Source organism: Natrinema caseinilyticum, from assembly GCF_024227435.1.
GTDB classification, from domain to species: domain Archaea; phylum Halobacteriota; class Halobacteria; order Halobacteriales; family Natrialbaceae; genus Natrinema; species Natrinema caseinilyticum.
The window spans coordinates 42457-68411 of sequence record NZ_CP100445.1; the positions used below are offsets into that span (position 1 = coordinate 42457).

At 64.8% G+C, this 25955-nt stretch carries 25 protein-coding genes and 4 pseudogenes; 25 read left to right on the plus strand and 4 right to left on the minus strand.

What is annotated here, in order from left to right; translation table 11 throughout:
- The first annotated feature begins 164 nt into the window (after window positions 1–164).
- The 16 genes from cbiT (at window position 165) to NJT13_RS00275 (ending at window position 13456) form a co-directional block, all read left to right on the plus strand.
- Window positions 165–770, plus strand: coding sequence for a precorrin-6Y C5,15-methyltransferase (decarboxylating) subunit CbiT (cbiT, locus tag NJT13_RS00200; protein WP_254525352.1), 606 nt, complete (start codon window positions 165–167; stop codon window positions 768–770).
- Window positions 767–1576 carry a cobalt-factor II C(20)-methyltransferase gene (locus tag NJT13_RS00205; RefSeq protein WP_254523495.1) on the plus strand — a complete coding sequence of 270 codons (810 nt, stop codon included), beginning with the start codon at window positions 767–769 and terminating at the stop codon, window positions 1574–1576. Before cbiT ends, NJT13_RS00205 begins: the two co-directional genes overlap by 4 nt.
- Window positions 1573–2475, plus strand: a complete 903-nt coding sequence (locus NJT13_RS00210; RefSeq protein WP_254523496.1) for a cobalt-precorrin-4/precorrin-4 C(11)-methyltransferase — start codon at window positions 1573–1575, stop codon at window positions 2473–2475. Before NJT13_RS00205 ends, NJT13_RS00210 begins: the two co-directional genes overlap by 4 nt.
- Before the next feature lie 60 nt (window positions 2476–2535).
- A complete protein-coding gene (cbiG, locus tag NJT13_RS00215; RefSeq protein WP_254523497.1) occupies window positions 2536–3534 on the plus strand; it encodes a cobalt-precorrin 5A hydrolase in 999 nt (332 codons plus the stop codon).
- On the plus strand, window positions 3531–4418 hold the full coding sequence (locus tag NJT13_RS00220; protein ID WP_254523498.1) for a precorrin-3B C(17)-methyltransferase: 888 nt from the start codon (window positions 3531–3533) through the stop codon (window positions 4416–4418). The genes cbiG and NJT13_RS00220 overlap by 4 nt, the downstream gene beginning before the upstream one ends.
- A gap of 18 nt (window positions 4419–4436) precedes the next feature.
- Entirely contained in the window at window positions 4437–5465 is a 1029-nt protein-coding gene (cobJ, locus tag NJT13_RS00225) for a precorrin-3B C(17)-methyltransferase (protein WP_254523499.1), read from the plus strand.
- A gap of 30 nt (window positions 5466–5495) precedes the next feature.
- The gene (locus tag NJT13_RS00230; RefSeq protein WP_254523500.1) at window positions 5496–5762 is read left to right on the plus strand and encodes a ferredoxin; all 267 of its coding nucleotides are present in this window, start codon (window positions 5496–5498) and stop codon (window positions 5760–5762) included.
- Window positions 5759–6475 (plus strand): cobalamin biosynthesis protein, encoded by a 717-nt coding sequence (locus NJT13_RS00235; RefSeq protein ID WP_254523501.1) that lies wholly within the window; start codon window positions 5759–5761, stop codon window positions 6473–6475. The genes NJT13_RS00230 and NJT13_RS00235 overlap by 4 nt, the downstream gene beginning before the upstream one ends.
- A gap of 30 nt (window positions 6476–6505) precedes the next feature.
- Window positions 6506–7732, plus strand: coding sequence for a CbiX/SirB N-terminal domain-containing protein (locus tag NJT13_RS00240; protein WP_254523502.1), 1227 nt, complete (start codon window positions 6506–6508; stop codon window positions 7730–7732).
- 79 nt (window positions 7733–7811) lie between these two features.
- The gene (locus NJT13_RS00245) at window positions 7812–8183 is read left to right on the plus strand and encodes a DUF3209 family protein (RefSeq protein ID WP_254523503.1); all 372 of its coding nucleotides are present in this window, start codon (window positions 7812–7814) and stop codon (window positions 8181–8183) included.
- A gap of 2 nt (window positions 8184–8185) precedes the next feature.
- The gene (locus NJT13_RS00250; RefSeq protein WP_254523504.1) at window positions 8186–9466 is read left to right on the plus strand and encodes an outer membrane protein assembly factor BamB family protein; all 1281 of its coding nucleotides are present in this window, start codon (window positions 8186–8188) and stop codon (window positions 9464–9466) included.
- Window positions 9467–9577: 111 nt separating this feature from the next.
- Window positions 9578–10444, plus strand: coding sequence for a hypothetical protein (locus NJT13_RS00255; protein WP_254523505.1), 867 nt, complete (start codon window positions 9578–9580; stop codon window positions 10442–10444).
- Window positions 10441–10866 (plus strand): hypothetical protein, encoded by a 426-nt coding sequence (locus tag NJT13_RS00260; RefSeq protein WP_254523506.1) that lies wholly within the window; start codon window positions 10441–10443, stop codon window positions 10864–10866. The genes NJT13_RS00255 and NJT13_RS00260 overlap by 4 nt, the downstream gene beginning before the upstream one ends.
- A 53-nt stretch (window positions 10867–10919) precedes the next feature.
- Window positions 10920–11687: a hypothetical protein gene (locus NJT13_RS00265; protein ID WP_340681175.1), complete on the plus strand. Its 768-nt coding sequence runs from the start codon at window positions 10920–10922 to the stop codon at window positions 11685–11687.
- Between the two features lie 94 nt (window positions 11688–11781).
- Window positions 11782–12630 carry a hypothetical protein gene (locus tag NJT13_RS00270; protein WP_254523508.1) on the plus strand — a complete coding sequence of 283 codons (849 nt, stop codon included), beginning with the start codon at window positions 11782–11784 and terminating at the stop codon, window positions 12628–12630.
- Between the two features lie 109 nt (window positions 12631–12739).
- On the plus strand, window positions 12740–13456 hold the full coding sequence (locus NJT13_RS00275) for a DUF7117 family protein (RefSeq protein WP_254523509.1): 717 nt from the start codon (window positions 12740–12742) through the stop codon (window positions 13454–13456).
- 59 nt (window positions 13457–13515) lie between these two features.
- Here the strand turns inward: NJT13_RS00275 and NJT13_RS00280 are convergent, their stop codons facing one another.
- Window positions 13516–14409, minus strand: a complete 894-nt coding sequence (locus NJT13_RS00280; protein WP_254523510.1) for a bifunctional methylenetetrahydrofolate dehydrogenase/methenyltetrahydrofolate cyclohydrolase — start codon at window positions 14407–14409, stop codon at window positions 13516–13518.
- A 98-nt stretch (window positions 14410–14507) separates the two neighbouring features.
- Entirely contained in the window at window positions 14508–15320 is an 813-nt protein-coding gene (locus tag NJT13_RS00285; protein WP_254523511.1) for an alpha/beta fold hydrolase, read from the minus strand.
- Window positions 15321–15652: 332 nt separating this feature from the next.
- On the opposite strand from NJT13_RS00285, the pseudogene NJT13_RS23350 reads away from it, so the two are divergent.
- Window positions 15653–15835: pseudogene (locus NJT13_RS23350) on the plus strand (class I SAM-dependent methyltransferase); the annotation flags it as partial.
- 61 nt (window positions 15836–15896) lie between these two features.
- Here NJT13_RS23350 and NJT13_RS00295 read toward each other — a convergent pair.
- Window positions 15897–17132: a transposase gene (locus NJT13_RS00295; protein WP_254523513.1), complete on the minus strand. Its 1236-nt coding sequence runs from the start codon at window positions 17130–17132 to the stop codon at window positions 15897–15899.
- 55 nt (window positions 17133–17187) lie between these two features.
- On the opposite strand from NJT13_RS00295, the gene NJT13_RS00300 reads away from it, so the two are divergent.
- Together NJT13_RS00300 and NJT13_RS00305 are read left to right on the plus strand one after the other, a co-directional pair.
- Window positions 17188–17325, plus strand: coding sequence for a hypothetical protein (locus NJT13_RS00300; RefSeq protein ID WP_254521556.1), 138 nt, complete (start codon window positions 17188–17190; stop codon window positions 17323–17325).
- Window positions 17326–17392: 67 nt separating this feature from the next.
- Window positions 17393–17920, plus strand: a pseudogene (locus NJT13_RS00305) (class I SAM-dependent methyltransferase); the annotation flags it as partial.
- Window positions 17921–17969: 49 nt separating this feature from the next.
- Here the strand turns inward: NJT13_RS00305 and glyA are convergent.
- Window positions 17970–19217, minus strand: a complete 1248-nt coding sequence (gene glyA, locus NJT13_RS00310; protein WP_254523514.1) for a serine hydroxymethyltransferase — start codon at window positions 19215–19217, stop codon at window positions 17970–17972.
- Window positions 19218–19381: 164 nt separating this feature from the next.
- Between glyA and NJT13_RS00315 the strand changes: the two genes are divergently transcribed.
- The 6 genes and pseudogenes from NJT13_RS00315 to NJT13_RS00340 form a co-directional block, all read left to right on the plus strand.
- Entirely contained in the window at window positions 19382–21526 is a 2145-nt protein-coding gene (locus NJT13_RS00315; protein WP_254523515.1) for a hypothetical protein, read from the plus strand.
- Between the two features lie 490 nt (window positions 21527–22016).
- The gene (tbsP, locus tag NJT13_RS00320) at window positions 22017–22835 is read left to right on the plus strand and encodes a transcriptional regulator TbsP (RefSeq protein WP_254523516.1); all 819 of its coding nucleotides are present in this window, start codon (window positions 22017–22019) and stop codon (window positions 22833–22835) included.
- A 321-nt stretch (window positions 22836–23156) separates the two neighbouring features.
- Complete coding sequence (locus NJT13_RS00325; protein WP_254523517.1) at window positions 23157–23861, plus strand: RNase P subunit p30 family protein; 705 nt, start codon at window positions 23157–23159, stop codon at window positions 23859–23861.
- Window positions 23845–24474 (plus strand): class I SAM-dependent methyltransferase, encoded by a 630-nt coding sequence (locus NJT13_RS00330; protein WP_254523518.1) that lies wholly within the window; start codon window positions 23845–23847, stop codon window positions 24472–24474. Before NJT13_RS00325 ends, NJT13_RS00330 begins: the two co-directional genes overlap by 17 nt.
- A gap of 3 nt (window positions 24475–24477) precedes the next feature.
- A pseudogene (locus tag NJT13_RS00335) lies at window positions 24478–25038 on the plus strand (Rpp14/Pop5 family protein).
- A 4-nt stretch (window positions 25039–25042) separates the two neighbouring features.
- Window positions 25043–25592: pseudogene (locus NJT13_RS00340) on the plus strand (archaeal proteasome endopeptidase complex subunit alpha); the annotation flags it as partial.
- Window positions 25593–25955 lie beyond the last annotated feature (363 nt).

The window sequence follows — 25955 nt, forward strand, 5'->3', positions numbered from 1 at the left end:
CAACAAACTCGAGCGACGCGTCACGCTCGCGCGCCTCCTTCTGCGCCGGACCGTCACGCTCGCGTCGACAAATCTAGTTGCGATACTGCACATGCAGGTGAGCAACCGTAGTTGCCTTACTACAAACAAAATTGTTTTACGGGAGGGCTCTGTTGAATCGGATGATGTCCCCCATCGCGCTTCCACACGACGCGAAGGCCGGACCGACCAAGTCGGAGGTCCGTGCCGTCGTTCGGTCGAAGCTCGCGCTCGAGTCGGACGATCACTTCGCGGAGGTCGGTTCCTGTACGGGAGCCGTCACGATCGAAGCCGCACAGCGAGCCGGGCGGGTGACCGCCCTCGAACGAAAGTCGGAGCGACTCGAGACGACCGAGCGGAACCTCGCCGCGAACGAGGAGTCGGTCCGGGCCGACGTCGAACTGCGCAACGCGGAAGCGCCCGCGGGGCTGCCCGACGACGCCGATGCGCTCTTTCTGGGTGGGAGCCGTAACTTCGAGGCCGTGCTCGACCACGCCGTCGAAACCGCCATCGATCGGGTCGTGATGAACGTTTCCCGACTCGAGGTTGCCGGGCGAGCCGCGGCGGCCTTCCGCGAGCGCGACCTGCTCCGCGAGATCGTCCAGTTCCAGGTGAGCCACGGCTACGAACTGGCCGGCGCGACGAGTTTCGACGCGGACAACCCGGTCTACATGCTGGTCGGGAGCGCGACGTCGGACGAAGACGGCGATGGCACCGAAACAGTCGCCGACGGCGGTGAGGCGACCCGATGACGCTGTCCGGCGTCGGACTCGGACCCGGCGAGGCCGACCTCGTGACCGTCCGCGGGAAGAGGGTCCTCGAGAACGCCGACGTTGTCTACTCGCCGGGCCGCCTGTCGCGGACCGTCGCGCTCGAGCACGTCGACGAGTCGAAGATCGGCGATCTCGAGTTCCCGATGACGAGAGACGAGGAGAAACTGCGGGCGGCGTGGAAGGAGGCCGCGGCGGAGATCGCCCCGAACGCGCGCGACGGCGACGTCGCGTTCGTCACACTGGGCGACCCGAACGTGTACTCGACCTTCGGGCACCTCCGCCGGACGATCGACGCGTTCCACCCCGACGTGGACCTCGAGATCGTCCCCGGCGTGAGCGCGGTAACGGCCTTCGCGACCGCGCTGGGGGTCGAGATCGAGGCCGGTGCGGGGCTCTCCTTGCGGGAGGCCGCCGGCGGCCACAGCCCGACGGGGCCGGATCGGATGATCCTGTTCAAGGTAACCGATGCGCCGGCCACCCACGAGGGCCTCGCCGAGGCCAATTACGAGGTGACCTACGGCCGCCGGCTATTCATGGAGCAGGGCGAGACGCTCGTCACTGACGATCCCGCAGCGATCGACCAGCGCGACTACTACACGCTCGCCTACGCCGAGAAAGCGGACCTCCAGGTCGAGCGGGCGACTGCGGCCTTCGAGACCGATCGCACTGAGTCGGAGGCCCGCTCGGACGGCGGCCGCGAGGTGAGCGACGACGAACGGGCCGCCACAGAGCGCGCGAACGGCTGCGAGGGTGGCGACTGCGGACACGGCGGAGGGCACCGATGACCGACGACGCGGAAACCGACCCGCAGGACGCGATCGACTCGGAAAGCCAGCGGCGCCGCGACGGACTGGACGATCGGATCTTCGAGCACAGCGCCGGCGACGAACAGGAGGGGATCCCCTTCGTCGGAGCCGGCCCCGGCGACCCGCGCCTGCTGACCGTCGCCGGGGCGGAACTACTCGAGGTGGCCGACCTCGTCGTCCACGCCGGTTCACTGGTCAACAGCGAACTGATAGAGGAGTACTGCGCCCACGCGAAGCTGGTAAATTCCGTCGGCAAGGACCTCGAGGAGCTGATCCCCCTGATGCGGGACGCCTACGAGGGCGGCGACAACGTGGTCCGCCTGCACAGCGGCGATCCCGCGATTTACGGCGCGGCGCTCGAGCAGATGGACGCGCTGGAACACGAGGGCGTCCCGACGTACTTCGTGCCGGGCGTCACGTCCGCGTTTGCCGCGAGTGCGACGCTTCGGACCCAACTGACGCTCAACGAAGTCGCGAACCACGTCGCGTTCACGCGGCCGCGAGGGAGGACCCTGACCGAGGCGGACGACCACATCTCCGACTTCGTCGAGATGGGCGACGTGACGACCTGTATCTACCTCGGGACTCACGCGGTTCGCGATACGATGGATCGGCTTCTCGAGGACGATCACGACCCCGAGACGCCGGTCGCGGTGATCTACCACGCCTCGTGGCCGGACGAGGACGTGATCGTCGGGTCGATCGGGAACATCGCCGACAAAGTGGAGAAAGCAGGGTATCGCGCCTCGGCGCTGGTCGTCGTCGGCGACGCCGTGACCGGCGCGGGCTACGAACGCTCCTTCCTCTACGGCGACTGGGCCACCGGTGGTTCTGCGTCGTCGGAGACCGCCGGCGAGACGGAAGCGGGTGACGACTGAGATGCGCCGGAATTGCGGCTGGGAACGCCGCGAGCCGTTCGATTTACTGGAGGTTCGGCTATGAGCTCAGGAACTGAGAACGCGGATACGACTGACGATGGTGGATCGGACGCCGAGGGCGGTCACTGTTCGACGCCGGATTCGGACGGCGAAGTCGCGACGGAGATCGCGATCGTCTCCTTCGACCGGAAGATGGACACCGCCGAGGAGATCGAAGCGGGAATCGGTGATCGCTACGAGACGGTCGATGTCATCGAGTATCACGGCGACGTCTTCGAGGAGCACTGGGGCGAGTACGACTGTTTCGTCGGTCTGATGGCCTCCGGGATCGCGATGCGGAAGACGGCCCACCTGCTCGACGACAAGTGGGACGATCCGGCCATCTGCGTCGTCGACGAGGAACTGACGTGGGCCATCCCGATCACGGGCGGCCACCACGGCGCGAATCAAGTCGCACAGGACCTCGCGACGATGGGCGCGGTCCCGGCGATGACAACCGCGAGCGAAGCCGCGGGCAAGCGAGGTGTCGAGTCGCGCGCGAAGGCGATGGACGCCCACATCGTCAACGGCGATTCGACGGTGCAGACGAACCTCGCCGTCCTGGACGACACCCTCGGGCCCGTGGCCAGACTCGACGGCCCGAAGGCCGTGCTCGTCGGCGACGACGTGACGGTCCTCAAGCGCAACACGGACGACGGGATCGTCGTCGGCACCGGCAGCGTCTCCGGTGCGAGTAAAGCGGCGTTCCTCGCCGCGTGGGAGACGGCCCTCGAGCAAACCGACGACGACCTCGCCGACGTCGAGTTCGTCGCCACCGCGACGCGAAAGGAAGACGAGGACGGCCTGCTCGCGGCCGCCCGGGAACTCGACCTCGGCGTCGTCGCGTTCGACAAGGAAACGCTGCTCGCACACGAGGGGCCGACCCCCTCGAAGTCGAAGGAACTGATCGGCTGGCCCGGCGTCTCCGAGGCCGCCGCAATCGCAGGTGGAGCCGAGCAGGAACTCGTACTCGAGAAAATCAGCTACGAGGGCGAGGTTACGGTGGCGATCGGTCGATGAGCGGGACCGAAACCGACGCCACGGACGCGAGCGCCGAGGCCGACGGCACCCCCGCCGACCACGGTACGCTCTCCGTCGTCGGCATCGGTCCCGGCCTACCCGACCACATGACCAAGCGGGCCGCCGTGGTTATCGAATCGGCGGACGTCGTCATCGCTTCGAGCCTCTACCAGGAGTTCCTGCGGGCCGACGGGACGATCCCACCGGAGGAGCGAACCGACGTGGACGGGATCGCCACTCGAGACGACGGATCCACGCAGGAGATCGTCCGCTCGACGATGGGCCGCCAGACCGAACTCGCCCGCGCGGCATTCGACTACGTCCGGGAGGGAGAGGACGTGGCACACGTCTCCGGCGGCGACCCGTCGGTCTACGGCAAGTCGGATCTCGTCTTCAAGATGGCCGACGAAGCGGACGCGACGGACGTGCCGATCGAGATCGTTCCCGGCCTCACCGCGGCGCTCGGCGGCGCTGCCAACGTCGGTGCGCCGCTGTGTAACGACTTCTGTACGGTCTCGCTGTCGGACAAGTGGCGCGGCTGGGACGAGATCGAGGAGAAGCTTCGCGCAGCCGCGATTTCTGGCTTCGTGATCGTTCTCTACAACTGCTGGCGCAACTACGAGAAGGCCGTCGATATCGTCCGCGAGGAGCGGACCGACGGCGCCGCCGTGGCCATCGTCAACGACGCCGGCCGGGAAGACGCCGGGCGCAACGGCGAGAGCCAGTTCATCACGACGTTGGGCGAGGCCGCCGACCACGACGACAAGGTGTCGGGGATGGGAACCTCGCTGATCATCGGCAATCACGAGACCGAAACCTGGCGCAACGACGACCGAACGTACCTCGTCACCCCCCGCGGCGGGCGTGACGTCGACGATTTCTGAACCAAACCGCAGACACCCATGAGCACGGACACCAACGCGGATGCTGACACGGAATCGACTTCCAACTGCGGTGCCTCGCCGAGCGAAGCGAGCACCGACGACTCGAGTTCGAACTACGGCGCCTCGAGCAGCACCGACGACTCGAGTAGCTCCGAATGCGGCGCGTCCTCGAGTTCGAGTGCCTCGTCTTCGAGCGTGTGCAGCGCCTCGAGTTCCGACGACTCGAGCAGTAACGAGCGGGAGGTCGGCGCGACGGTCGACGACTTCGACGCCTCGCCCGGTCAATTGATCGCCGTCGGCCTCGGTCCCGGCCATCCGGAGGGGATGACCGAGCGAGCGAAGTCGGCGCTGCTCGAGGCCGATCACATCGTCGGCTATACGACCTACATCGAGCTGATTCCCGACGAAATCACCGAGGAGGCCGACGACGTCTACGACACGCCGATGTGCGGCGAGGTCTCCCGAACCGAGGAGTCGATCGACCGTGCGCTCGCTGGAAACGACGTGGCCATCGTCGGGAGCGGCGACCCGAACGTCTACGCGCTCGCGGGGCTCGCACTCGAGATACTCGAGTCCAAGGGCGCGACGGCCTCGATGGTCGACTTCGAGGTCGTTCCCGGCGTGCCGGCGGCCCAGTCCTGTGCGGCCCGACTGGGCGCGCCGCTGGTGAACGACACCGTCTCGGTGTCGCTCTCGGACCACCTCGTCCCGATGCCGGAGATCGAGTCGCGACTGCACTCGGTGGCCAGCGAGAACTTCACGATCACCATCTACAACCCGTGGAGCCGCAAGCGCCGGAAGAACTACGAGAAGTGCTGTGAGATCCTCCTGGCTCACCGCGATCCAGACACGTCGGTCGGCATCGTCCACGGGGCCGGCCGCGACGACGAGCAGGTGACGATCACCGAACTCGGTGAACTCGAGGAACTCGGCGAGAGCGAGATCATCGACATGACGACGACGATCGTCGTCGGCACCGAGGACACCTACGTCTGGGACGACCGGATGGTGACCCCGCGCGGCTACGAGACGAAGTACGACTACTGAGCGACGATCCCACCAGCGAACGACACCACTATGCCACGATACGAAGTCACCATCGAGAAAGACGCCTGTGACGGCATCTTCGCCTGCCTGACCCGCGACCCGCGGTTCGTCGAGGGCGGGGACGGCCTCGCGACGATCGATCCCGGCGCGGATCCGGTCTACGACTGCGAGGGCGAAGTGACTGACGACGCCGAGCGCGTCGTCGCGACGTTCGACGACGACCGCATCGACGAGGCCCAGCAGGCCGCCGCGGCCTGCCCGACGGACGCAATCGTCGTCCGGGAGGTGGGCGAATGAGCGGTACGGAAGCTCCGACCGAAGTCGAGGTCCCGTTGGATCCGCTCGCGGGCCACCCCGCGACGGCGTACTTCTGGGGTCACGTCGCCGGTAGCGGCGACGTCTCGGACGACCGAATCGAAGTGGTGACCAACGACGAGGAATCTGCACAGGTGCTCGCCGCGGTCGCGGGCGGCGACCTCGAGCATGAGACGACCACCCGCGACTACGCCCACGACACTTCGATCACGCGCACGGAAGACGAGTACGCGCTGTCAATCGACGGAGAGGGGAGCGAACGAGACGATCCCGCCGGCGCGGGTCTGCTCGGACGGAGCGGCGCGCTCGGCCTCCCCGTCGACGGCCGTGGAAACTATCGCTTCGGTGCGTTCGCGAGCCACGATCGTGAACTGCTCCGGGGCCTGCTCGAGGGCTGTGGCACGATCTGTTTCAAGTCCTCCAGTGGAACGGTCGGCATCTCGTTCGTTCACGACGATCGAGCGTTGCTCGAGCTCGCGCGGGAGCTGATCGCGGAGTGTCCGGTCGACGCGCCCGTCGACGAGCTCTCGGAGACCTCGTCGGGCGGTTACTGGTTCGGCGTCGACGACGCCGCCGCGCCCGACTTCGGGACGTGGTGCTACGGGGACTGCGAGGAAACCGGACTGTTCGCGCCGAGTCGCCGGCGCAAACTCGAGCAGAGCCTCGAGCAGGCCGATGCGTACGACGACGAGTAGCCAACAGACCGACCAAAATAACGATTACCGATGAGTACACCCGACGAGACCACGCCCGCGCCCGGCTTCGACGACGAGGCCGTCCTGCTGGTCGGCCACGGTTCCCGGCACGAGAAGTCGAACGAACAGGTTCGCGAACTGGCCGCCGACCTCGAGTCCCGGCTCGGGATCCCGGTCGACGCCGCGTTCCTCGAACTCGCGGAGCCCGCGATCGACGAGGCCTTCGCGGAACTCGCACTCGTCGTGTCGAGAGTGACCGTCGTCCACTGCTCGTTGTTCGCCGCGAGCCACGTGAAAAACGACGTGCCGCTCTCGATCGAGCGGGCTCGCGCCGAACACGACCTCGAGATCGACAACGGGGGCCACCTGGGTGTTCATCCGGCGATTCTCGACCTCCTGGACGACCGCGCCGCCGCCGTCGAGTGTGACCTGGACGTCGATCGCAGCGCGGACGACGTCGCCGTCGTCCTCTGTGCGCGGGGCTCGAGCGATCCGGACGCCAACGGCGACGTTCACAAACTCGCCCGCCTGCTGTTCGAAGGCCGCGCGTTCGATCGCGTCGAGGCGACGTTCATCGGTGTGACGGAACCGACCCTCGACGACACGCTCCACGGCCTTTCGAAACACAGGCCCGACGCCGTCGTCGTCCTGCCGTACATGCTCGGGGACGGCGTCCTTACCCAACGCGTGCGCGACTGGACGGGCGGATTCCACGACGAGTATCCGTACGTCGACGCGCTCGCCGGCGACCCGCTCGGAACCGACTCCCGGTTACTCGACGTTTTCGCCGATCGCTGGCAGGAGGCCCGAAGCGGGAGCGTGGAAATGTCCTGTGACACGTGCAAGTACAAAGTCGACCTCGAGGGCTACGAGGAGGACGTCGGCGGCGCGCGAGCGATGCTCCGGGCGCTGGCCCACCAGGAGGCCCACGCCGACCGCGAGGACGTCGACGACGAACCCCACAGCCACGACGCGCCGGAAAAGCACGTCGCGGTTTGCATGAATCAGACCTGCGCCGAGCAGGGGTCGCCGGCGGTTCTCGAGCGACTGCGACAGGAAACCCGCGACTCAGCGCACTGCGATGCTCGCATCACGCGATCGTCCTGTCTGAGCCGGTGTGGCGACGGGCCGATGGTCGCGGTCTACCCCGACGGGGTCTGGTACGGCGATGTCGCGAGCGAGGACGCCGAGCGGATCGTGGGCGACCATCTCGACCGGGACCGAATCGTCAGCGACCTCGTCGATCAGACGCTGTAGCCGCGCGAATTATCGTGGTGTCCACGTGGAATAGCACGCCAACCGACTGCAGATACGAACCCGATTCAACACACGACCCATGAGCTGTCACGAAATCGAAGCACTGCGACTCGGACTGATGAGCGTCCTCGGCGTCGGGGACGATAGCGCCCGCGAACACGCGGAAAAAGAACTCGAGGGCCACCTCGAGGGCCCGATTCGGGGCCTCGCGGAGGCCGGTAGCCTCGCGGAGGTCCAGCGCCACCTCGACGCGGCGCTGGTCGATTTAGAGGAATCGATCGCAGCGATGGACAGCGACGACCCCGAGTACGGTTATACGCGAGGACGACTGCTTGCCGTTCGCGACGCCGAGCGAGCGGTAGCGCGGCTGAGCGTACAGGGAGAGAGCATCGTCGACGGACTCGGGGATGCCCACGACACCCTCCACGAGACCTTTCCGGTCGAGGAGTGACGATGAGCGAAACGATGAGCGAAGCCGATTCCGAGACCGAGTTCCGGTCGGTCCCCCTCGGCGAGATCGAGCCCGCCCGGAGCCGACACATGTGGACCCGATCCGCAGTCGACGTCGCCGAGTCCGGCGACCTCGTCGTCACCGGCGAGTGGGACGGCACGGTCACCGCCCGCGACGCCGACTCGCTCGCGGCGCGCTGGACGGCCGACCATCCGGACCACGCGGTCGGGATCGCATCGATCGCGGGTGACGACGCCGAGACGATCGTCGTCGCCGGCCGCGGTGAGACGGGAACAATCGCGGCCTACGACGCCGAGACGGGCGACCGGCGCTGGCGCTACGACACCGTCGACGATCTCGGCGAGGCGGTCAAGGACGCCGTCTTCTACCTTCCCTACGTCGTCGCGCTCGAGATCGGAACAGACGCCGACGGCAACGAGGTGTTCTATGCGGCCGCGCGCCGCTACGAGCGCGACGGCGAGATCCGCCGGTGGCACAGCGCGGTCTACGCGCTCGAGGCTGATGGAACGGTACGCTGGAGCTACGGGACCGACGCCTCACCGATCGCGCTCGATCTCGACGCCGATGGCGAGCGCCTCGCGGTCGGCTACAACCGCTGTATGGGCGACCACGACACCGGCCTCGTCGTCCTCGAGACCGAGGCCGGCGGCGTCGAATGGACCTGGGACCCCGGAACGGTGGGTGACCGACGCGTCGGCGATGTCTCCGTCGACGGGAAATCGATCGCCGTCTCGAGCCACGGGGACAAGCGCGGCTATCTGTTGGGTCCCGGCGGGGCCGAGCGATGGAGCGTCGACCTCGCGTGCGAAACCGAAATCGACGGTGAGACGCTGTACGCGTATCCGAATCACGTCACCGCGAGTGACGACCGGGTGGCGTTCGTGACCGGGAACACCTACGCGAAAGCGAGCCGCGAGACCGAGAATCGACATCCGAACGAACACCGAATCGTCGCGTTCGACGGACTCGGTGAGTTCGTCTGGGAGGACGAACTCCGCGGCTTCGTTCACGGTCTCGGCGTCGGCGGCGAGCGGATCGTCGCTCCCTGCGCCCAGAACTTCCGAGTGCGTGATCCCGAGACGCACGGCGTCCGCTGGTTCGACCTCGACCGGGGTGACGGCGGGACCGCGGACGTCGACGGAATCGCAACCGCGGCCGCCGTCGATTCCGGGACGGTCGCCGTCGTCGAAGAGCCGGTCGAGTACCACGATGACGGCGAGACGCGCGGCGAGTACGCGCTCCGTGTCGGATCGTTCGAGTAGCCCGTTCGCTCCGCTGTCCTCTCCGCAAGCCGCATCGATTTCATCGTGTCGGTCCGTCGCACACGCAAGGCGAATCCACTCAACGCACACACCCCTCTGTCATCCCGTACGATGATCGAGGGTCCAGAAACAGACGGCCGCGAGGTGTCTTCGAAACCCGTTCAGAGCGGGTCCCTCTCGAGCCGTCACGGCGGGGGCGAACGCTCGGCTGGGCCGTACCGCCGTCCGATGACCGACGGTGGACAGGCCGAAATGGAAGACGCGGACGGCGGTGACTCGAGCGACGAGGAAACGACGGAACGTGAAGAAACGGAAGCGAACGACGCGGAGGCCGTCGAAGCGGAGGCTGAAGGAGGGGAGGTAGAGGAAGAAGCGGAGGCTGAAGAGGAAGCCGGGGAAGAAGCGGAAACTGAAAGAAAGGGCGAGCAAGAGGAGGAGGAAGCGGAGTATCACGTCGAGGACGCCGACGACGTCTACCAGAGCGACGACGCGTCGGGGGTCCTCCACCTCGACCTCGACGGTTTGTTCCTGGATTTGCTCGGCCTCGAGGTCAATCTGAATCCGGTCACGCTCGACGTCTCGGCGCGTCCGGGGGAGGGAAACCTGCTCGGTAACCTTCTGTCGTCCGTCGCGGGGCTGATAGACGGAACCGAAGCCGTGGCGGACAAAGCGAAATCGCTGCTGAGCAAGCCCCAGGAGTGGCTCGGGGGGCTGTTCGGCGGCGGTGGAAAATCGGACGAGGAACGAGCGGCGGGTGAATCCGAAGAAGCGGACGAGTCACCCGGTCGGCTCAGGTCGGCGATCGGCTGGCTCAAAGAGAAGGTGGCCGCGCTCGTTCCGAGCTTCCCCACCGAGGAGATCGTGGCGGTGGTAGTCAGAGAGGTGCTCGAGCAGCTGGTCGAACGGCTCGAGCCGGACCGGGACGAGGAGGCCGACGAACGACCTGAACCGCAGTCACGAGCGGAGGCGACATCATGAGCGACGAATCACTCACACAGCGGATCGATACCGAAACGATCGCCGACACCGTCGACGTGGACGATCTGGTCGAGGGAACCCAGTGGGAAGACGAGTTCGACGGCGAGAAGCCCTTCGGCGAAGCCCTCGGTGGGCAGATCGGCGCGCTCGTCGGGCGAGCGGTCGGCGAATCGCTCGGCCGAACGATCGGAACGATGGTCGTCGACGAATTGCTGAGTTCCGGCGAAACGGAGGCCGAAGAGGGCGACGAGACATCCACGGAGGACGAAGAGACGAGCGCGGATACGACCGGGGACGAAGGCACCGACGAGACGACCGACGATGACGAACAAGCGTCCGATGCAGGCGACGAGGGTGATGCCGAGGAAACGCCGGACGAAACGGACGAATCGAACGACGAGACGGAGGCCGACGGGGAATAAGACCGTGAGACGAAGACAGCCTGACGGCTCAGAACGGAATCGAGGTGGTGCTCGTGAGTGACGGAACCGGACTCAAGGAGATGGTCGCCGACGAGGTCGGCAAACAGGTCGACGTCACCGATATGCTGGGCGACGGCGCCATCGAAAACAGCGTCTACGGGGACGATATCGGGGCGTCCATCGGCCGTCGATTCGGGGAACGAATCGGCCGTCAACTGGGGTCTTCGATCGGTCGCGAGGTACACGTGACGATCGTCGACGGCATCGAGGAGGGAAATGACCTCGGTGAAATCACGACCGAACTCACGACGGGGGTCCGAGACGCGTTCCGTACGTCTCTCGAGGATCTCGAGGGCAGGGAATCCGTCGCCTCGGTGGCCAGATCCGTCCGTGACGGCGGTACCCTCGAGGATCTCGCCGATGGAATCGGCGCCGACGAAAGCGGTGCCGACGAAGAGTCGGAATCAGAGAGCGAATCACGAGCGCGGTCGGAAGCCGAGGCGACTGGTGACGAAGACGAGGACGACGCGGACGCCGAAGCGTCGGGCGGGGAGTCGGACGAAGCGCAGGAACACGACGACGGACGGGAGAACGGGGCCCTCGAGACCGCCGACCGATCGGTTGACGACTTGGCAGAACTCAGGAGGGACACCCTCGAGGATTTCCTCGGCGTGTTGTCCTACGACGATTTGCAGTCGGTCGCCAAGGACGTCGACGTGACGGCGAACCTCAGTCGGGAGGAGATGACCGACGAGATCATCGACACGGTCACGACGGGCGAGGAAGCCGCCGATTCGAAAGCGGATGCGAAAGCCGAGTAAACGTCGGAGACCGATTCGGCGGTCGATCCGATCGACGGCAGCGCGGACGGACGACGGGGCGAAACGACCGACGGAGCAAGAATACTCGACAACGATGGGTACGCACGACGAACTGACCGATCGGGTGCACGAAATATTGACACGAGCCGAGGCGTCCAGCGGGTCGCTCGTTCTGAGACCCAGTTCGGATGGCGAGACTGACGCTGCGACGGCCGATTTGCTCGCGGCCGCGAGGGAGGCGCGTGACCTCCTCGAATCGACGGATCCGAGGAGGGTGCTCGAGGCACTCGGGCTGGCGACGCTCCCCGATGGCTCCGAAGCGGATTCGATTCCGGAAGCCATCGCTCGTGGAGAGTCGGCCCAACTCGAGTCGCTGGAGCGACTGCTCAATCTCGCGAAGCTCGCATCCCGGAGTGACGACGGTGAACTCGGAGGTGCCGTGGAGGGGCTTCGAGAGACGATCGGCGAAGCGGACGAATCAACAGACGCGGCCGAAGCGAGCGACGGCGTCGGGGACGAATCCGAGCGCGTGTCGTCGGCCGACGGACCCGGCGCGACCGCGGCCGAACGGGACGAGACGGACGAGTCTGCCGAAGAATCCGCGGAACGCCTGCGGTCGGCGGTGCAATCGTCGGTTTCGGACGTCGGGACGCAGCTCCAGCAGCTTCGGGACCAACTCGAGGCGGCGAAAGGCGAGGCGGGGGATGCAGAAGACGATACTTCGGGGGAGGATGCTTCGAACGAGGCCGAAACGGAGGAGACGGATCCGGACGAGGAAATCGACGGAGAGTCCTCGACGCTCGAATTCGGAACTGCTGGGGGCCGCGACAGCGCTTCGAACAGCGGTGGTCGCCACTCGACGATGGCACCGCCGCCGTCGAAACGGGCGGATATGCGCGGTCCCCCTCATTTTTCGACGATGCCCGATAAACGGGGAGACTGACGGGAGAGACGTCGAGGACGGTCTCGGGCGGCTCGCGTGGGAGATCAGCCAGTCTCCCCGAATTCGGTGGTTCGGAGGGCATTTTTGTGTTCCCGTCGTACGTGGCCGCATGAAGATTCGGGGCGAGCGTGAATGCACGGAGTGTGGGACTCGCTGGTCGTACTACGAGACGGGCAGCGTCGGGTGTCCGGCCTGCGGAAGTCTTCGCAGCGTCGGCGTCGACGAGCGGACCGAACACACCGACTTGCAGGTATCGTTCGACCTCACGCCCGTGCGGAACGCGATCGACGAGGTCGCGACGGACGACCTCGCCGAACGGGCCCGCGACCGCTGTCGAGAGTACGTTCGCTGTCGTGGCTTCGTCAACGCGGGCACCCTCCGCGATCTGGACGACACGTACCTCGCGGCGATCGAACTGCTACACGTCGCCGACATCGTCTCCCGTGATATACGGCTCGAGGACCGCGAAGAACTCTATTTTCTGGCGTTGCTGCGCGATGCCGATCGGGGTGAGCGACCGCCGGTCGAGGACGTCCCCGACACGCTGCGATCGGCCCGCGGGCTCGCGTACGCGAACGCGGTCCGTGAGTACCGCCGCGACCTCCGCACCTGGTCCGGAGACCGCGACCTGACTGCGAGCGAACGACGCGCGCTCGAGACGCTGGGCGAACACGTAACGCGCATCCGAATGCTCGACGGCGATATCGAACCGCGGGCCGCCGAACGGCTCGTCGAAGCGACTCGCGACCTGGCGAACGGCCTCCGTGGCGAGGAACGAGCGTTCGCGCGGGCCCAGGAGCGATTGAGCGATCTCGACCTCGAATAGGGCAGAGGACGGTTGCCTCGAGGAGCGCGAGGAGCAGTAGCGAGGGTGTGCGGACGGACTCAGGGGAGGTCGACGGCGACGTTTTCCTGCATACTGGCGGCTTTGACGGTGTTATAGAGTAGCATCGCGCGAGTCATCGGTCCGACGCCGCCGGGAACGGGCGTGATCGCGCTCGCCTTCTCTTGGGCGCTCTCGAACTCGACGTCGCCGACGAGTTCGTATCCCTTCTCGGTATCGGCGTCGACCCGATTGACGCCGACGTCGATCACGACCGTCCCCTCGGTGAGCATCGAGCCGTCGACCAGTTCGGGAACGCCGACCGCCGCGACGACGACGTCCGCGTTACGGGTTTTTTCGCCGAGATCTTCGGTTCGGGAGTGACAGACCGTCACCGTCGCGTTGCCGTCGTCGGCTTTCTGAACGAGCAGATTCGCGAGCGGCTTTCCGACGATGTCCGATCGGCCGACGATCGTGACGTCCTTCCCTTCCGTATCGACCCCGGCGGACTCGAGCAGTTTCTGGACGCCGTGGGGAGTACAGGGGCGAAAGCGTGCGTCGCCGGCGACGAGCCGACCGACGTTCTCGGGGTGGAAGCCGTCGACGTCCTTGGTCGGGTCGACGCGGCGGATCACGTTCCGGTACTCGACGTGGTCGGGAACCGGGGCCTGGACGATGTACCCGTGGATCTCGGGATCGTCGTTCAGGTCGGCGATCGTGTCGAACAGGGCCTCGGGGGGCGCATCGCCGTCGACGTCGACGTGGTGGCTCTCGATCCCGACCTCCTCGCAATCGCGTTGCTTCATGTTCACGTACGTCTGGCTCGCCGGATCGTCGCCCATGAGGACGGTCGCCAGTCCCGGCCGTGCGCCCGCGTCTGCGAGGGTCTCGATCGCGTCCGTGAGGCCGTCTCGAATCTCACTCGCAACCGCGTTACCGTCGATGATCTCGGTCATTACTCGAGTGGGCGACCGCGAGGCTCATTAATCCCCGGATTCGTGCCCAGAACGGCGCCAAAACGATCGTAAATATACAAGAACGTGCAGTGATCCGGTCAGAAACGCTCGTCGAGGAACGACGTAATCGCGTCGTTGACGGGCTCCGGCCGCTCCAGGTTGGAGGTGTGGCCCGCCTCCGGTACGACTACCATCTCGGCGTCGGGGAACTCCTCGAGCATCGGTTCGGCCCGCGATGGATCGATCGATGGATCTTCCTCGCCGTGAACGATCAGGACCGGGACGTCAATCTCCGAGAGGCGGTCGGTGACGTCGGGGCGATCGAGCCAGGAGTGGAGTTCGTGGTAGACCGCCGCACCCGGGTAGGTCGCCCAGCGGTCGACCCAGGACTCGACGAGGTCGGGATTTTCCTCCCGGGTCGTTTCACCGAAGAGGTAGCCGGTCACGCTTTCGGCCAACTCGCGCGGATTCGGGTCGTGCGATCCCTCGAGCGGTTCGACGAGTTCGCCGTAGATCTCCTGTTCGTCGGCCGTGTGTGGAGCGGCCATCGAATCGATCAGGACGAGCCCGTCGACTCGATCCGGATACGCGAGCGCGAAGCGCAGCGCCATGAATCCGCCCATCGACATGCCCGCGACGACGGCGCTCTCCTCGCCGATCCCGTCGAGCAGCGCCGCACAGTCGTCGGTCAGATCACGCAGATCGTACCCCTGTGCGTATCGGTCCGTTCGCGCCCGCAGATCGTAGGCGACGGCTCGGTAGTCGTCTTTCACCGCCTCGAGTTGCGGCGCGAACATCGTCCGGTCCATCAGCGTCCCGTGGGCGAAGACCACGGGCCGTCCCTCGCCGACGTCGGTCGTCAGCGCGTCGGTTCTGGCCCGGTACATCTCCGTGGTCGTCTCGTCTTCCATGCGGGTTGGTAACGGTATCCATATTGAAAAGGATATGTCATGCGGAAGTTCGCAAAAAGGGGTGCGCGTCGGGCGCTCCGACGATCGAGATCGGACCCGATCGCGAATTCACGAGCGGTCTCCGAGACGCTTCAAATTGCGTCGTCGACCGCCGCCGGTTCCTCGAGTTCCGGGTTCGCCCGCTCGATCCGGACGTCCTCGAGCAGGAGACCGACGGCTCGCGAGTCGATCGCCTGGGGCGGTGTGCGGAGTCCGAGCCGCCGTCCCGGTGGTGCGGGAGGTGGTACCGACTCTCTTTGAAGTTTGAACCCCTTCGATTCCGTTTTCAGGGTATAGTGGACACGGATCCATTCGGTCGTGCTATCCGCGACCAGTACCTCGGTGACCGAACGGAACCGCTTCTCGATCGCGACGGGCACGACGTCCGCGAACACCGAATCGAGGAGTGGTATTTCGGTGCACACGACGAGGATGCGTGGCGGGATCGGTGGATGGACGGTCCGCTACTCGATGTGACATCCTCCCTGCCGTGAACGGCGGGGCTTCCCCTACAAGGGGAATCCGTCTTGGCCGGTTTCAGTCCGAGTATGCCGAGAGCGTCATCTGCGAGGGGTTCTCGCTCGTCTCCCGGTGGACTGTGGCGCTGTCACAGGCGCTCCCATCCCGAGGCGAGTCATCGCGTTCCGGCTCCCAAGGAACGCTCTCTCCCCACGGGTCTACGCGACTGGCGATATTCGCCGCCGCGTTGATGTCTGCTTGGAACTCCGACACGTGGCAATCGTCGTGCGGGCACACGAACTCCGCTTGCTGACTCCGCCGACCGAGACGACCGCAAGCGTGGCACGACTGCGAGGTGTACGCTGCATTGACGTACTCGACTGGAATGCCTTCTTCCGTCGCCTTGTCCTCGATGCGCCCCTGTAGCCGTGCGAACGCCCACGCATGAAGCCGCCGGTTGATGAACTTGCCGTAATCCAACCGTTCGCGGATGTACGACAGGTCTTCGAGGACGATAACGGGGTTCTCGAAGGATTCGGCGTATTCGACGGCCCGCCGAGACACCTTCTCGACAATATCCGTCAGGGCGTTCTGGTAGTGGTCGAATCGTTCGTCCACGCGCCACTCGGCGGCGTCACGTTCTTGAAGCCGCTTGAGCGTGGTGTGCATCTCTTTGCGGAGGTGTCGCGCCCGACTGCCACTCTCCATCATCGGCTCCCGGGGTACGTCGCGTTTGAGGGCACAGCCCGTAATCAACGCGCTCTCACCTACGTCGAAACCGATGTGCGTCGGGTCGTCCGAGTCGGTCGGTTCTTCGACCGGGTATTCGACGGTGACGTGCAACTCCCACGACGTGCGGTGTCGCTGTAGCCGCAACTCGCCTGCCTTCGCATCTCCGTCGAGCAGGTCGGACCACAGAGATTCTTGTTCGGGGTTAATCCGAAGCGGAATCCAGAAGTTCGTTCCGCGTCCGGGTTGCGGGGCCTGCCAGACAAAACCGTGTTCGCGCTCCCCCGAGTGGTCGAACTTCGCGGCCCGATTGACGAGTCGAAGCGGATGCTCGTCGTCCAACTCCTCGGCGTTGTACGTCGAACGGAGTTTCGGGACGTAGGACTTAAGCGCGTCTTTGGCTTGGTACGGCAGGTCGTAGGGCGTCACAACGTCGTTGACGGCAGACATTGTGTCGGCTCTATTGTCGAAGGCGTCGTGGAGTGCTTCGCGGTAGGTGTCCAAGAGCCGCTGTAGGCGTTGCTCTTTGCCCGTAGTGGGCGTAGCGAGCGTGGCCTGTAGCGTCTTTGTCACCGTCTCGGACACACTACCCCGGTGGGCGACCGACACACATAAACGTAACGTTGGTGTAACACCATTCATGAAGTACGTCAAAATAGAGTTCGAGGACGAATCGCAGTACGAGAGCCTGAAAGAGACAAAGAAACACCACGGTCTGACGTGGAAAGGAATGCTACTCCACGCTCAGAAGGAGTTGGATTCCGGCAGTGCCGATTGAGCGGTGGACAGCGTAGTCAAGTGACGCGATTCCCCACCCGGCCTAAAGGCCGGGGTTCCCTCGCTGATTAAAGATGGGTGCCGGTGCAGGGAGGGACGCGCTCTTCTATCAGGAGCGGTTCGAGACCGTCGCGATCGAAGTGAGCGACCACCTCGTCGAAACGATGCGCGACCGGGGCGTGACCGACGCCCGGCGGGCAGATATGTTTTCGCTCCGCGACCACTTCGATCGCGATCGGTTTCGATCGGCCCACGCGATCGGAACGCAGATCGGACTGGCCGGCTCGATTCCGGGCGTTCGCGAGTTCCTCGAGAGTCTCGCGTACGTCACGACGCCCGATGCGACCGCCGTCGTCGATAACTACGCGCCCGAACTGGACGCGACGGCGGACGTGTTCGCCTACCGGAACGATCCGAGGCCCGGGTTCGCACACCGCGTCTATCACGTCGTGTACGAGGGCGACGTGGGACGAACGTTGCTCTTCTGTGTCTTCAGCGTGGACCGCCTTCGCGAAGCGACCGTCGGAACGCCCTGGGCCGTCGCTGCAACCACGTACGGCGACGTCCAGTGGCGGACGGTACTCGAAAAGGAGTGATACGTCGAACTCGGAACACGTCACGAAAGACCGTCTCACCCCGGATGCCCTACTCGTACAGCGGGTTCTCTTCGCACAGCACCGCGACTTCGTCGCGAACGTCCTCGATGACCCCCTCGTCGTCCGGGCTGTCGACGACGCGGGTAATCAGATCGCCGACTGTGCGGCAGTCGTCCTCGTCGAAGCCGCGCGTGGTCAGTCCCGGCGTCCCGGCACGAATGCCGCTCGGGTTGAACGCCGAGCGCGTCTCGCCGGGCACCGTGTTTCCGTTGAGGACGATACCGGCCGCTTCGAGAGCCTCCTCGGCGTCGCCGCCGGTCGTGTCGGGATGGCTATCGCGGAGGTCGACGAGGACGAGGTGGTTGTCCGTGCCGCCGGAGACCAGCGAAAACCCGTTCTCGGAGAGCGACTCGCCCAGGGCTTTCGCGTTCGCGATCGTTTGCGCTGCGTAGTCCTCGAACGAGGGCTCGAGGGCCTCCTTGAATCCGACGGCTTTACCGGCGATGTTGTGCATGAGCGGGCCGCCCTGGCCGCCGGGGAAGACTGCGGCGTCGATGTCGTCGGCGTATTCGTCGCTCGTCATGACGATGCCGCCGCGACCGGACCGGATCGTCTTGTGGGTCGAACCGGTCACGAAGTCGGCGACACCGACCGGCGACGGGTGGACGCCCGCCGCGACGAGCCCGGTGATGTGGGCGATGTCCGCCAGGTGGAGCGCGTCGACGTCGTCCGCGACGTCCTGAATGCGCTCCCACTCGATCTCGCGCGGATACGCAGAATACCCCGAGACGATGATATCCGGTTCGAACTCGGCGGCGTGGTCGGCCAGCCCGTCGTAGTCCAGGTAGCCCGTCTCCGGATCGACTTCGTACTGTTCGACCTCGTAGAGCTGTCCCGTGAAGTTCGCCGGGTGGCCGTGGCTCAGGTGCCCCCCGTGGGTGAGATCGAGCGAGAGAATCTTGTCACCCGGCTCGAGCATGGCGAAGTAGACGGCCTGGTTCGCCTGCGTCCCCGAGTGTGGCTGAACGTTGACGTGCTCGGCGCCGAACAGCTCCGCCGCGCGATCGATCGCCAACTGCTCGACTTCGTCGGCGTACGTACAGCCGCCGTAGTAACGCTCGCCCGGATATCCCTCCGCGTACTTGTTCGTGAGCGCGCTGCCCTGGGCGTCGAGGACTGCCTCGCTGACGTGATTCTCGCTGGCGATCATCTGCAGCGTCTCTCGCTGGCGGTCTACCTCGCCCTCGAGTGCGTCGGCGACGGCGGGATCGACCTCGCGAACCTGATCGTGGTTCATATCCGAAGTGCGGTCTGGCGACTGTATAAGTGTACCCGTCCCCGGCAAGTCGGGCCACTATCGGCGGCCCGTGTTCGAGCGGGCGGCTTGTCGACTGTCCCCTCCCGCCGTTGCGACCACGGCCCGGTACAACTAACTTGTCCGAGTGACATTCAACCAACTGAATGATTGAGTGGGCGGTAGACGAGGACACCCTCTACGTCACCGATGCCGATAACGCAGAGTTGGCGGTCACGGGTGAGGATTTCGTCATCGAAGATACCGGCGTGGATATTCCGCGCCCGGTCGACGATACGCTCGTTGTGACGACGGACGAACTTCGGTTCCCCCACGCGGTCGTCTACGCGTTCTCCCTCGGACTCGAAGACCAGTACGAACTCGATCCAGGGGGCGAGCCGCTGTCGCTGTCGCCCGGCGAGTACGTCGTCGACGTCGATACCGATATCAAGGCCTACCTTCGATTTTCGGGCGCTGCGACGATCGAGAAGACGGACGATTACGAGGAGGTCGTCGTTTCCTTTCCGAACCAGACCCGCGTCATCCTCGGCGTCCGCTGTCGGCACGAATTCCCGGCCGGAACCATCACCGTCCCCGACCGTCCGTCGGCGATAGCCGAGGCTATTACCCACATGGCCGCCTCACACAAGACGGACACCCCCAACCGCTCGTACCCCACGCTTCGGGGCCACCCGTCGCTTCTCGAACACGGCGACGAACTCGAAATTTCGGACTGCATCAAAGCGGACACTCCCGACCACGGCCTCGAGTTGGTCGTCCCGTCGGACTACGAATCCTTGTTCGTGACCGCACCGCTTGCGTACTACCTCCAGGCGACCGTGCGGACGACCGACGACGTCTCCGCAGACCGAGCCGGCTCGACGACCGATCGGCCGCGACTTCGACTTCCCGATCACGCGATCGAGAAGGTACTCTCGCCGATGCCAGACCTGGAACGCGACGTCGAACAGCTGCTTCGGAAAACGTTCTTCCTCGACTGTCTCGTCCGCAACGCCGGGCCGTACGGGACGCGTCTGTCGGAGCTCAGCCTCCTCGACGCCCTCGAACTCGACGCCGACGCACTCTACGAAGCCAGTCCCCAGGATAGGCTCGCAACGTACCTCGAGGTCCCGTACGCGGCGATCAAACACCGCCTCCCGGACTGGCACCTCTCGACGTACGTGACGCCGGCGTACGACAGCATCGAAACGCTCCCGTTCCTGCTCGACCGATTGAGCATGGTCTATACGCCCCGCACGTCCAAACTCGAGGGGAAAGAACTGGTCGAGCGCTCGCTCGAAGACTTCTATCGAGGTCCCGGTTCCGTTTCGAGGGGCGGGACCGAGTCGCATCCCGACGCGGGGAGAGCCACGGGCCAGGTCGCTTCGGTAGACATCGTCAAACCGGAGCTTCGAAGCGGGCGCACTCACGGGTGGCTCGCCGACGACGTTCCGATCGACGTCTTCAAATCCGCCCCAGAGGCCTACCACAATCGCCTCGATTTCCTCGAGCAGTCGAGCGATTCGACCTCGATCTGCGTCGTGCTCAACGATCCGGAGATGGCCGGCGAACACGATTACGTCGCCGGCATCTATCGACGGCGCTCGGAAGAACTGTCGATCGACGTTACCGTCGAGGAATCGCTCGGCACGGCGGCGCTCGCTCGCGTCTTCGAAGCCGATCACGACTTCGTCCACTATATCGGCCACTGCGAGACCGGCGGGCTGTGTTGCCCCGACGGGACGCTCTCGGCCTCGAGCCTCGATCGATGTAACGCCCAGACGTTCTTCCTGAACGCCTGTGGCTCCTTTTACGAGGGAAAGAAGCTGATCGAAAAGGGGAGCGTCGCGGGCGCGGTTACGTTCACGAAGGTCCTGAACGATCACGCGATCAAAGTCGGGTCCACGTTCGCCAAATTGCTGGTCCACGGGTTCAGTATCGAACGCGCCATGGGCCTCGCGCGCAGGCGAATCATGATGGGTAAGGACTACGCCGTCGTCGGTGACGGGACTCACTCCCTCACCCAGGGGAAAAGCCGTCTCCCGACGACGGCGACCCTCGAGGAACTCGATACCGCCGCCGATGGACGGCGGTACCTGCTTACCTTCGACTGTTACTCGACGCGAGTGACCGGCTCGTATTACTTCCCACATACCGCAACGAACGAATACGCCTATCTCTGTGGCAACGAATCCAGCTTCACGCTGACCGAGTCGGAACTCGTCACGATGCTCAAAGAAACGGAAGCATCGGTAATTTACGACGGGGACATTTACTGGTCGAAGGAACTGTGGCCTCGATTCGATCGATAATCCAATTCAGGGTCCACCGTAGGTACTAACCCGCTTTGCTCGTGCCGCAAATCGTCCTGACTGACGCTTGGCTGCTGTTTCACTTCGTCTGATAGTAGCGACGCTGCGAACTGGCCACCATAGTTGATTGTGTCGAACACCCATACGATGTTGTAATAACACGTCACCAGTATATAGTTGTTGTCGACACTACAGCTCCGCCAGATCCCGGCCCTCGGGGCGGTTGAACTTCGTTTGAGGGAGAAGCAGTTTCTTGAATGAACCAGGTTCGAATATCCATCGGTTTGTTGCGATGGACGCGACCGATCGGTCTCGAGACCGAATCAATTTTCGAATGCCGCTCGCGCGTATGTAAGACATGCTGATATTTCGTCGGCGAACTAACGGATTATGGGACAAAAATCACCGGTTCAACCGCTGGACGAGAAGTTCTGCCGTGCAAACGGCCACCAAAATTAAGTATAATGGCCTCTATTACTTCTGTATACGCATGGCTTCGAATTTACTCAATCACCAGATTGACGATATACTCGAGTCGGTTCTCGAGGATGCAAGTGGAGACATTTACATGATCAATCCCTCGCAGGATGCAATCGAGGAGTTTATCGCCGTCGCGACGGGATTCGACGGCGACCTGCCGTCGGTACACATGCTCGCCGACGAGCGGACGCTGAAAGACGTCATGGACGACTTCATCGTCGCGTCGAACGCGGCGGACCTCATCAGCGAGGGCGCACTCGTGCTCCGGACGCTCGCCGAGGCACCGGAGAACTCGCTGCTCGTCACCGACGACCGCGTCGTCGCTGTCGTTCACGCCGATGACCGTGTCGGAGGGCTCATCACCGACGACGCCAGCTTCGTCGAGGACACCTACGACACCTACGCAGCTCGATGGGGGGACGCCAAAACGTTCAACCTCCGGACACCGCCGATCACGGACGTCCGGGAGACGCTGTCAGAGGAAATCAGTCCCTCGGCGGAAGCGGACTTCGCCGCCATCCTCGATTCCCTCGAGACCGCCAGAGGCGACGGCGACGGACTCGACGAGGTCACCATTTCACTGCTCGTCGCGGCCAAGAACGAGGCGCTGTTGTACGACATCAGCAAGTGGGGAGAGGACGTCGGAATCGCGTCCAAAGCAACGTTCTCCCGAACGAAGACGAAACTCGAGGACATGGGCCTCATCGACACCGAGAAGGTCCCGATCGACGTCGGACGTCCGCGCCTCCGCCTGAAAATCGGCGACGACCGATTGAGCGAGGCCGACAACGGCCAACTCGCGACCGTCGCACAGAGCATCCTCAACTAACGACGACGAACCGGCACGCCGAGGGCGGCTTTGCCGGCCGCTGGCAGTCGCATCGAAATCACGTGACGCGCCGTTGGACAGACCGGTTCCGATGGCTCCACTTGCAGTCGGCGCTGCGCGCCGACGACCTCGCCGGACCGGCGATCCCGTTCCGGCACGATCGTAAGCACCCCTCCTCCAGTTCTTTCACCTCGCTTCGACGCACGGTGTCGCGTTTTCGGTCGCTCGGTCACCGTCTGGTCTCGGTTCCGCGTTCGGCTCGAGTGGTTTCGACTCGGTCCAGGCGCAAACCCCAAGTCACCGTCGCGAGACGATTCGAGTATGTACGAGGCCGTCCACGCCCGACCCGATGGACAGAGTTCGGTCGCCAGCGTCGCGAAAACGGCGGTCGAGTACGGGTTCGAGGGCGTGGTCGTACGCAACCACTCGGACGCGCGAGCGGACTACGACGCCGCCCGAATCGCCGACGAATACGGGATCGACGTGGTCGAGGGCGTCGAAATTCGGACAGACGATCGACAGCAGGCGAGCGGAGCCGTCGGGAACTACCGGACGTCCGAAACGATCGTGGGAATCCACGGCGGGACGAACGCCATGAATCGATTTGCCGTCGAACAGCCGAAAGTCGACGTGCTCGCACATCCGATGGCCGGCGATGGCGATATCAACCACGTGCTGGTGAAAGCCGCCATCGAAAACGGGGTCCGGATCGAGTTCGCCCTCGGTGGCGTCCTCCGGGAGAGCGGCGGTCGACGAGTCCGCATCATCCAGTCGTTACGGAAATTACGGGAGATCGTCGACCACTTCGATGCGCCGTACGTCGTCAGCGCGGATCCGAGTTCGCACCTCGAGATTCGGGCCCCTCGGGAACTGAAGGCGGTGGGTTCGGAGGTCGGGTTCACGGACCGGTTCATTGAGGAGGGGCTCGCGGAGTGGGGCCGCATCGCCGAACGCAATCGCCACGTCCAGTCCGAGTCGTTCATTGAGCCGGGGGTCGAACGGGGACGGTATGAAAAAGAGCCGTGAGGATCACGCGGCCCGGTTCGACGAGGAAGCCGATCGATACGACGAGTCGAAATCGGACGAGTACCGCACCTGCGTGGATCTCGTCGTCGAACACGCCGCCCCCGAACCCGACGACGTCGTGTTGGATCTCGGCACCGGAACGGGAGCCATCGCAATCCCGCTCGCCGCCGACGCGGCCCGTGTCGTCGGTCGCGATATCAGCGCGGGCATGCTCGCGGAAGCCGAACGAAAGGCCGAGGAGGACGGCCTCGAGTCCCTCGAGTTCGGAACCGGGACGTTTCGTGAACCGAACTACGAGGGGCAGGTCGATATCGTGACCTCGAACTTCGCCCTGCATCACCTCTCGGACGAGGAAAAACGCGAGGCGATCGCGGTCATCGCCGACCACGAGCCGCGGAAATTCGTCCTCGGGGACGTGATGTTCTTCGGCGATCCGGACCCCGACGAACCGTTCTACTCGCCCGAGGTTGACGATCCGGCGACGGTCGGAGTGCTCGCCGACGCGTTTACCGACGCGGGGTTCTCGCTTTCGGCCGTCGAGCGAGTCCACGATCAGGTCGGCGTGCTGGTCGCAGAGCGCGGTCACACGACAGCCGGCGACGGAGCGGAGTAAGGCATGAAACACCTTCCGAAACACCTCCGCCCGCGGTGGCGGTATCTCGCCGTTTCGCTCGAGACGCGGCCGGACGACCGGATCGGTCGGCGCTCGTTCCAGCGTGAGCTGTGGTACGCGGGCCAGAACCTGCTGGGCGATCCGGGTAGTGCCGACGCGGATCTGACCGTCGTACGGTTCTCTTTCGGCGACGGAACCGGCCAGGCGATCGTCAGGGCCCGTCGCGGTGAGACCGATCCCGCTCGCGCGGCACTGGCCTGTATCGACGAAATCGACGGCGCTCCCGTCGGGATCGTGGTCCGCGGAATCAGCGGCACGATCCGCGCCGCCGACGAAAAATATCTGGAGTGACCGGCGTCCGATCGCCGGGCCACTCGCGTCCGGTCCTGGCCTCCTTCACCGCGGTAAGAAAACTATTTAGGACGCCGCGGGCAAGATTCCGAACAGAGAAACGTCGTGTTCGCGAGCGCGGAGCGAGTGGCCGTCCGTCGGGATTGCGGTGGCGACGTGCGACTCGATGAGGCGTTCACGGGCGCGACAGACCTCGATTACAATTTAGCGTGAAACTATGCAGGGACAAGCCCAACAGCAGGCGTACGACCGTGGCATCACGATCTTCTCGCCCGACGGCCGACTCTACCAGGTCGAGTACGCTCGCGAGGCGGTCAAGCGAGGAACAGCCAGTATCGGTGTTCGAACGAACGACGGCGTCGTTCTCGCCGTCGACAAACGGGTTCCCTCACCGCTGCTCGAGGACTCGAGCGTCGAGAAGATCCACAAAGCCGACGACCACGTCGGTATCGCGAGCGCGGGCCACGTCGCCGACGCTCGCCAACTGATCGACTTTGCGCGCCGCCAGACGCAGGTCAACCAACTGCGCTACGGCGAGCCGATCGGCGTCGAGACGCTGACCAAGGAAGTCACCGACCACATCCAGCAGTACACCCAGGTCGGCGGTGCCCGTCGGGGTTGCACTGATCGTCGGCGGCATCGACAACGGCGAACCGCGACTCTTCGAGACGGACCCCTCCGGGACGCCCTACGAGTGGAAGGCACTGGCCGTCGGTGCCGATCGGGGCGAACTCCAGAACTATCTCGAGGAGAACTACGACGACGAGGCCGACCTCGACGGCGGCATCGCGCTCGCACTCGATGCGCTCGCATCGGTCAACGACGGCTCTCTGCTTCCCAGCGAAGTGGGACTGGCGACTGTCGACGTGGAAACCGAGTCCTTCGACATGTTCGACCACGATCGAATCGAGGAGTACCTAGAGGAGAACGACCTTCTCGATACGGGCGAGGACGACGAAGCCGACGAGTAATCGAGACGCAGCCGCGGAAACGCGTTTTCGAGACCGCAACCGCTCGAGCGGCCGGTCCGCCCGTCGGAACGAGGTCGGTGTCCGGACGACGGACGACGGCGTTCGGGTACGGCCGGCGGCTGTGAGTTACCGGACTCGGCGTCACGTCGGGAAACACTC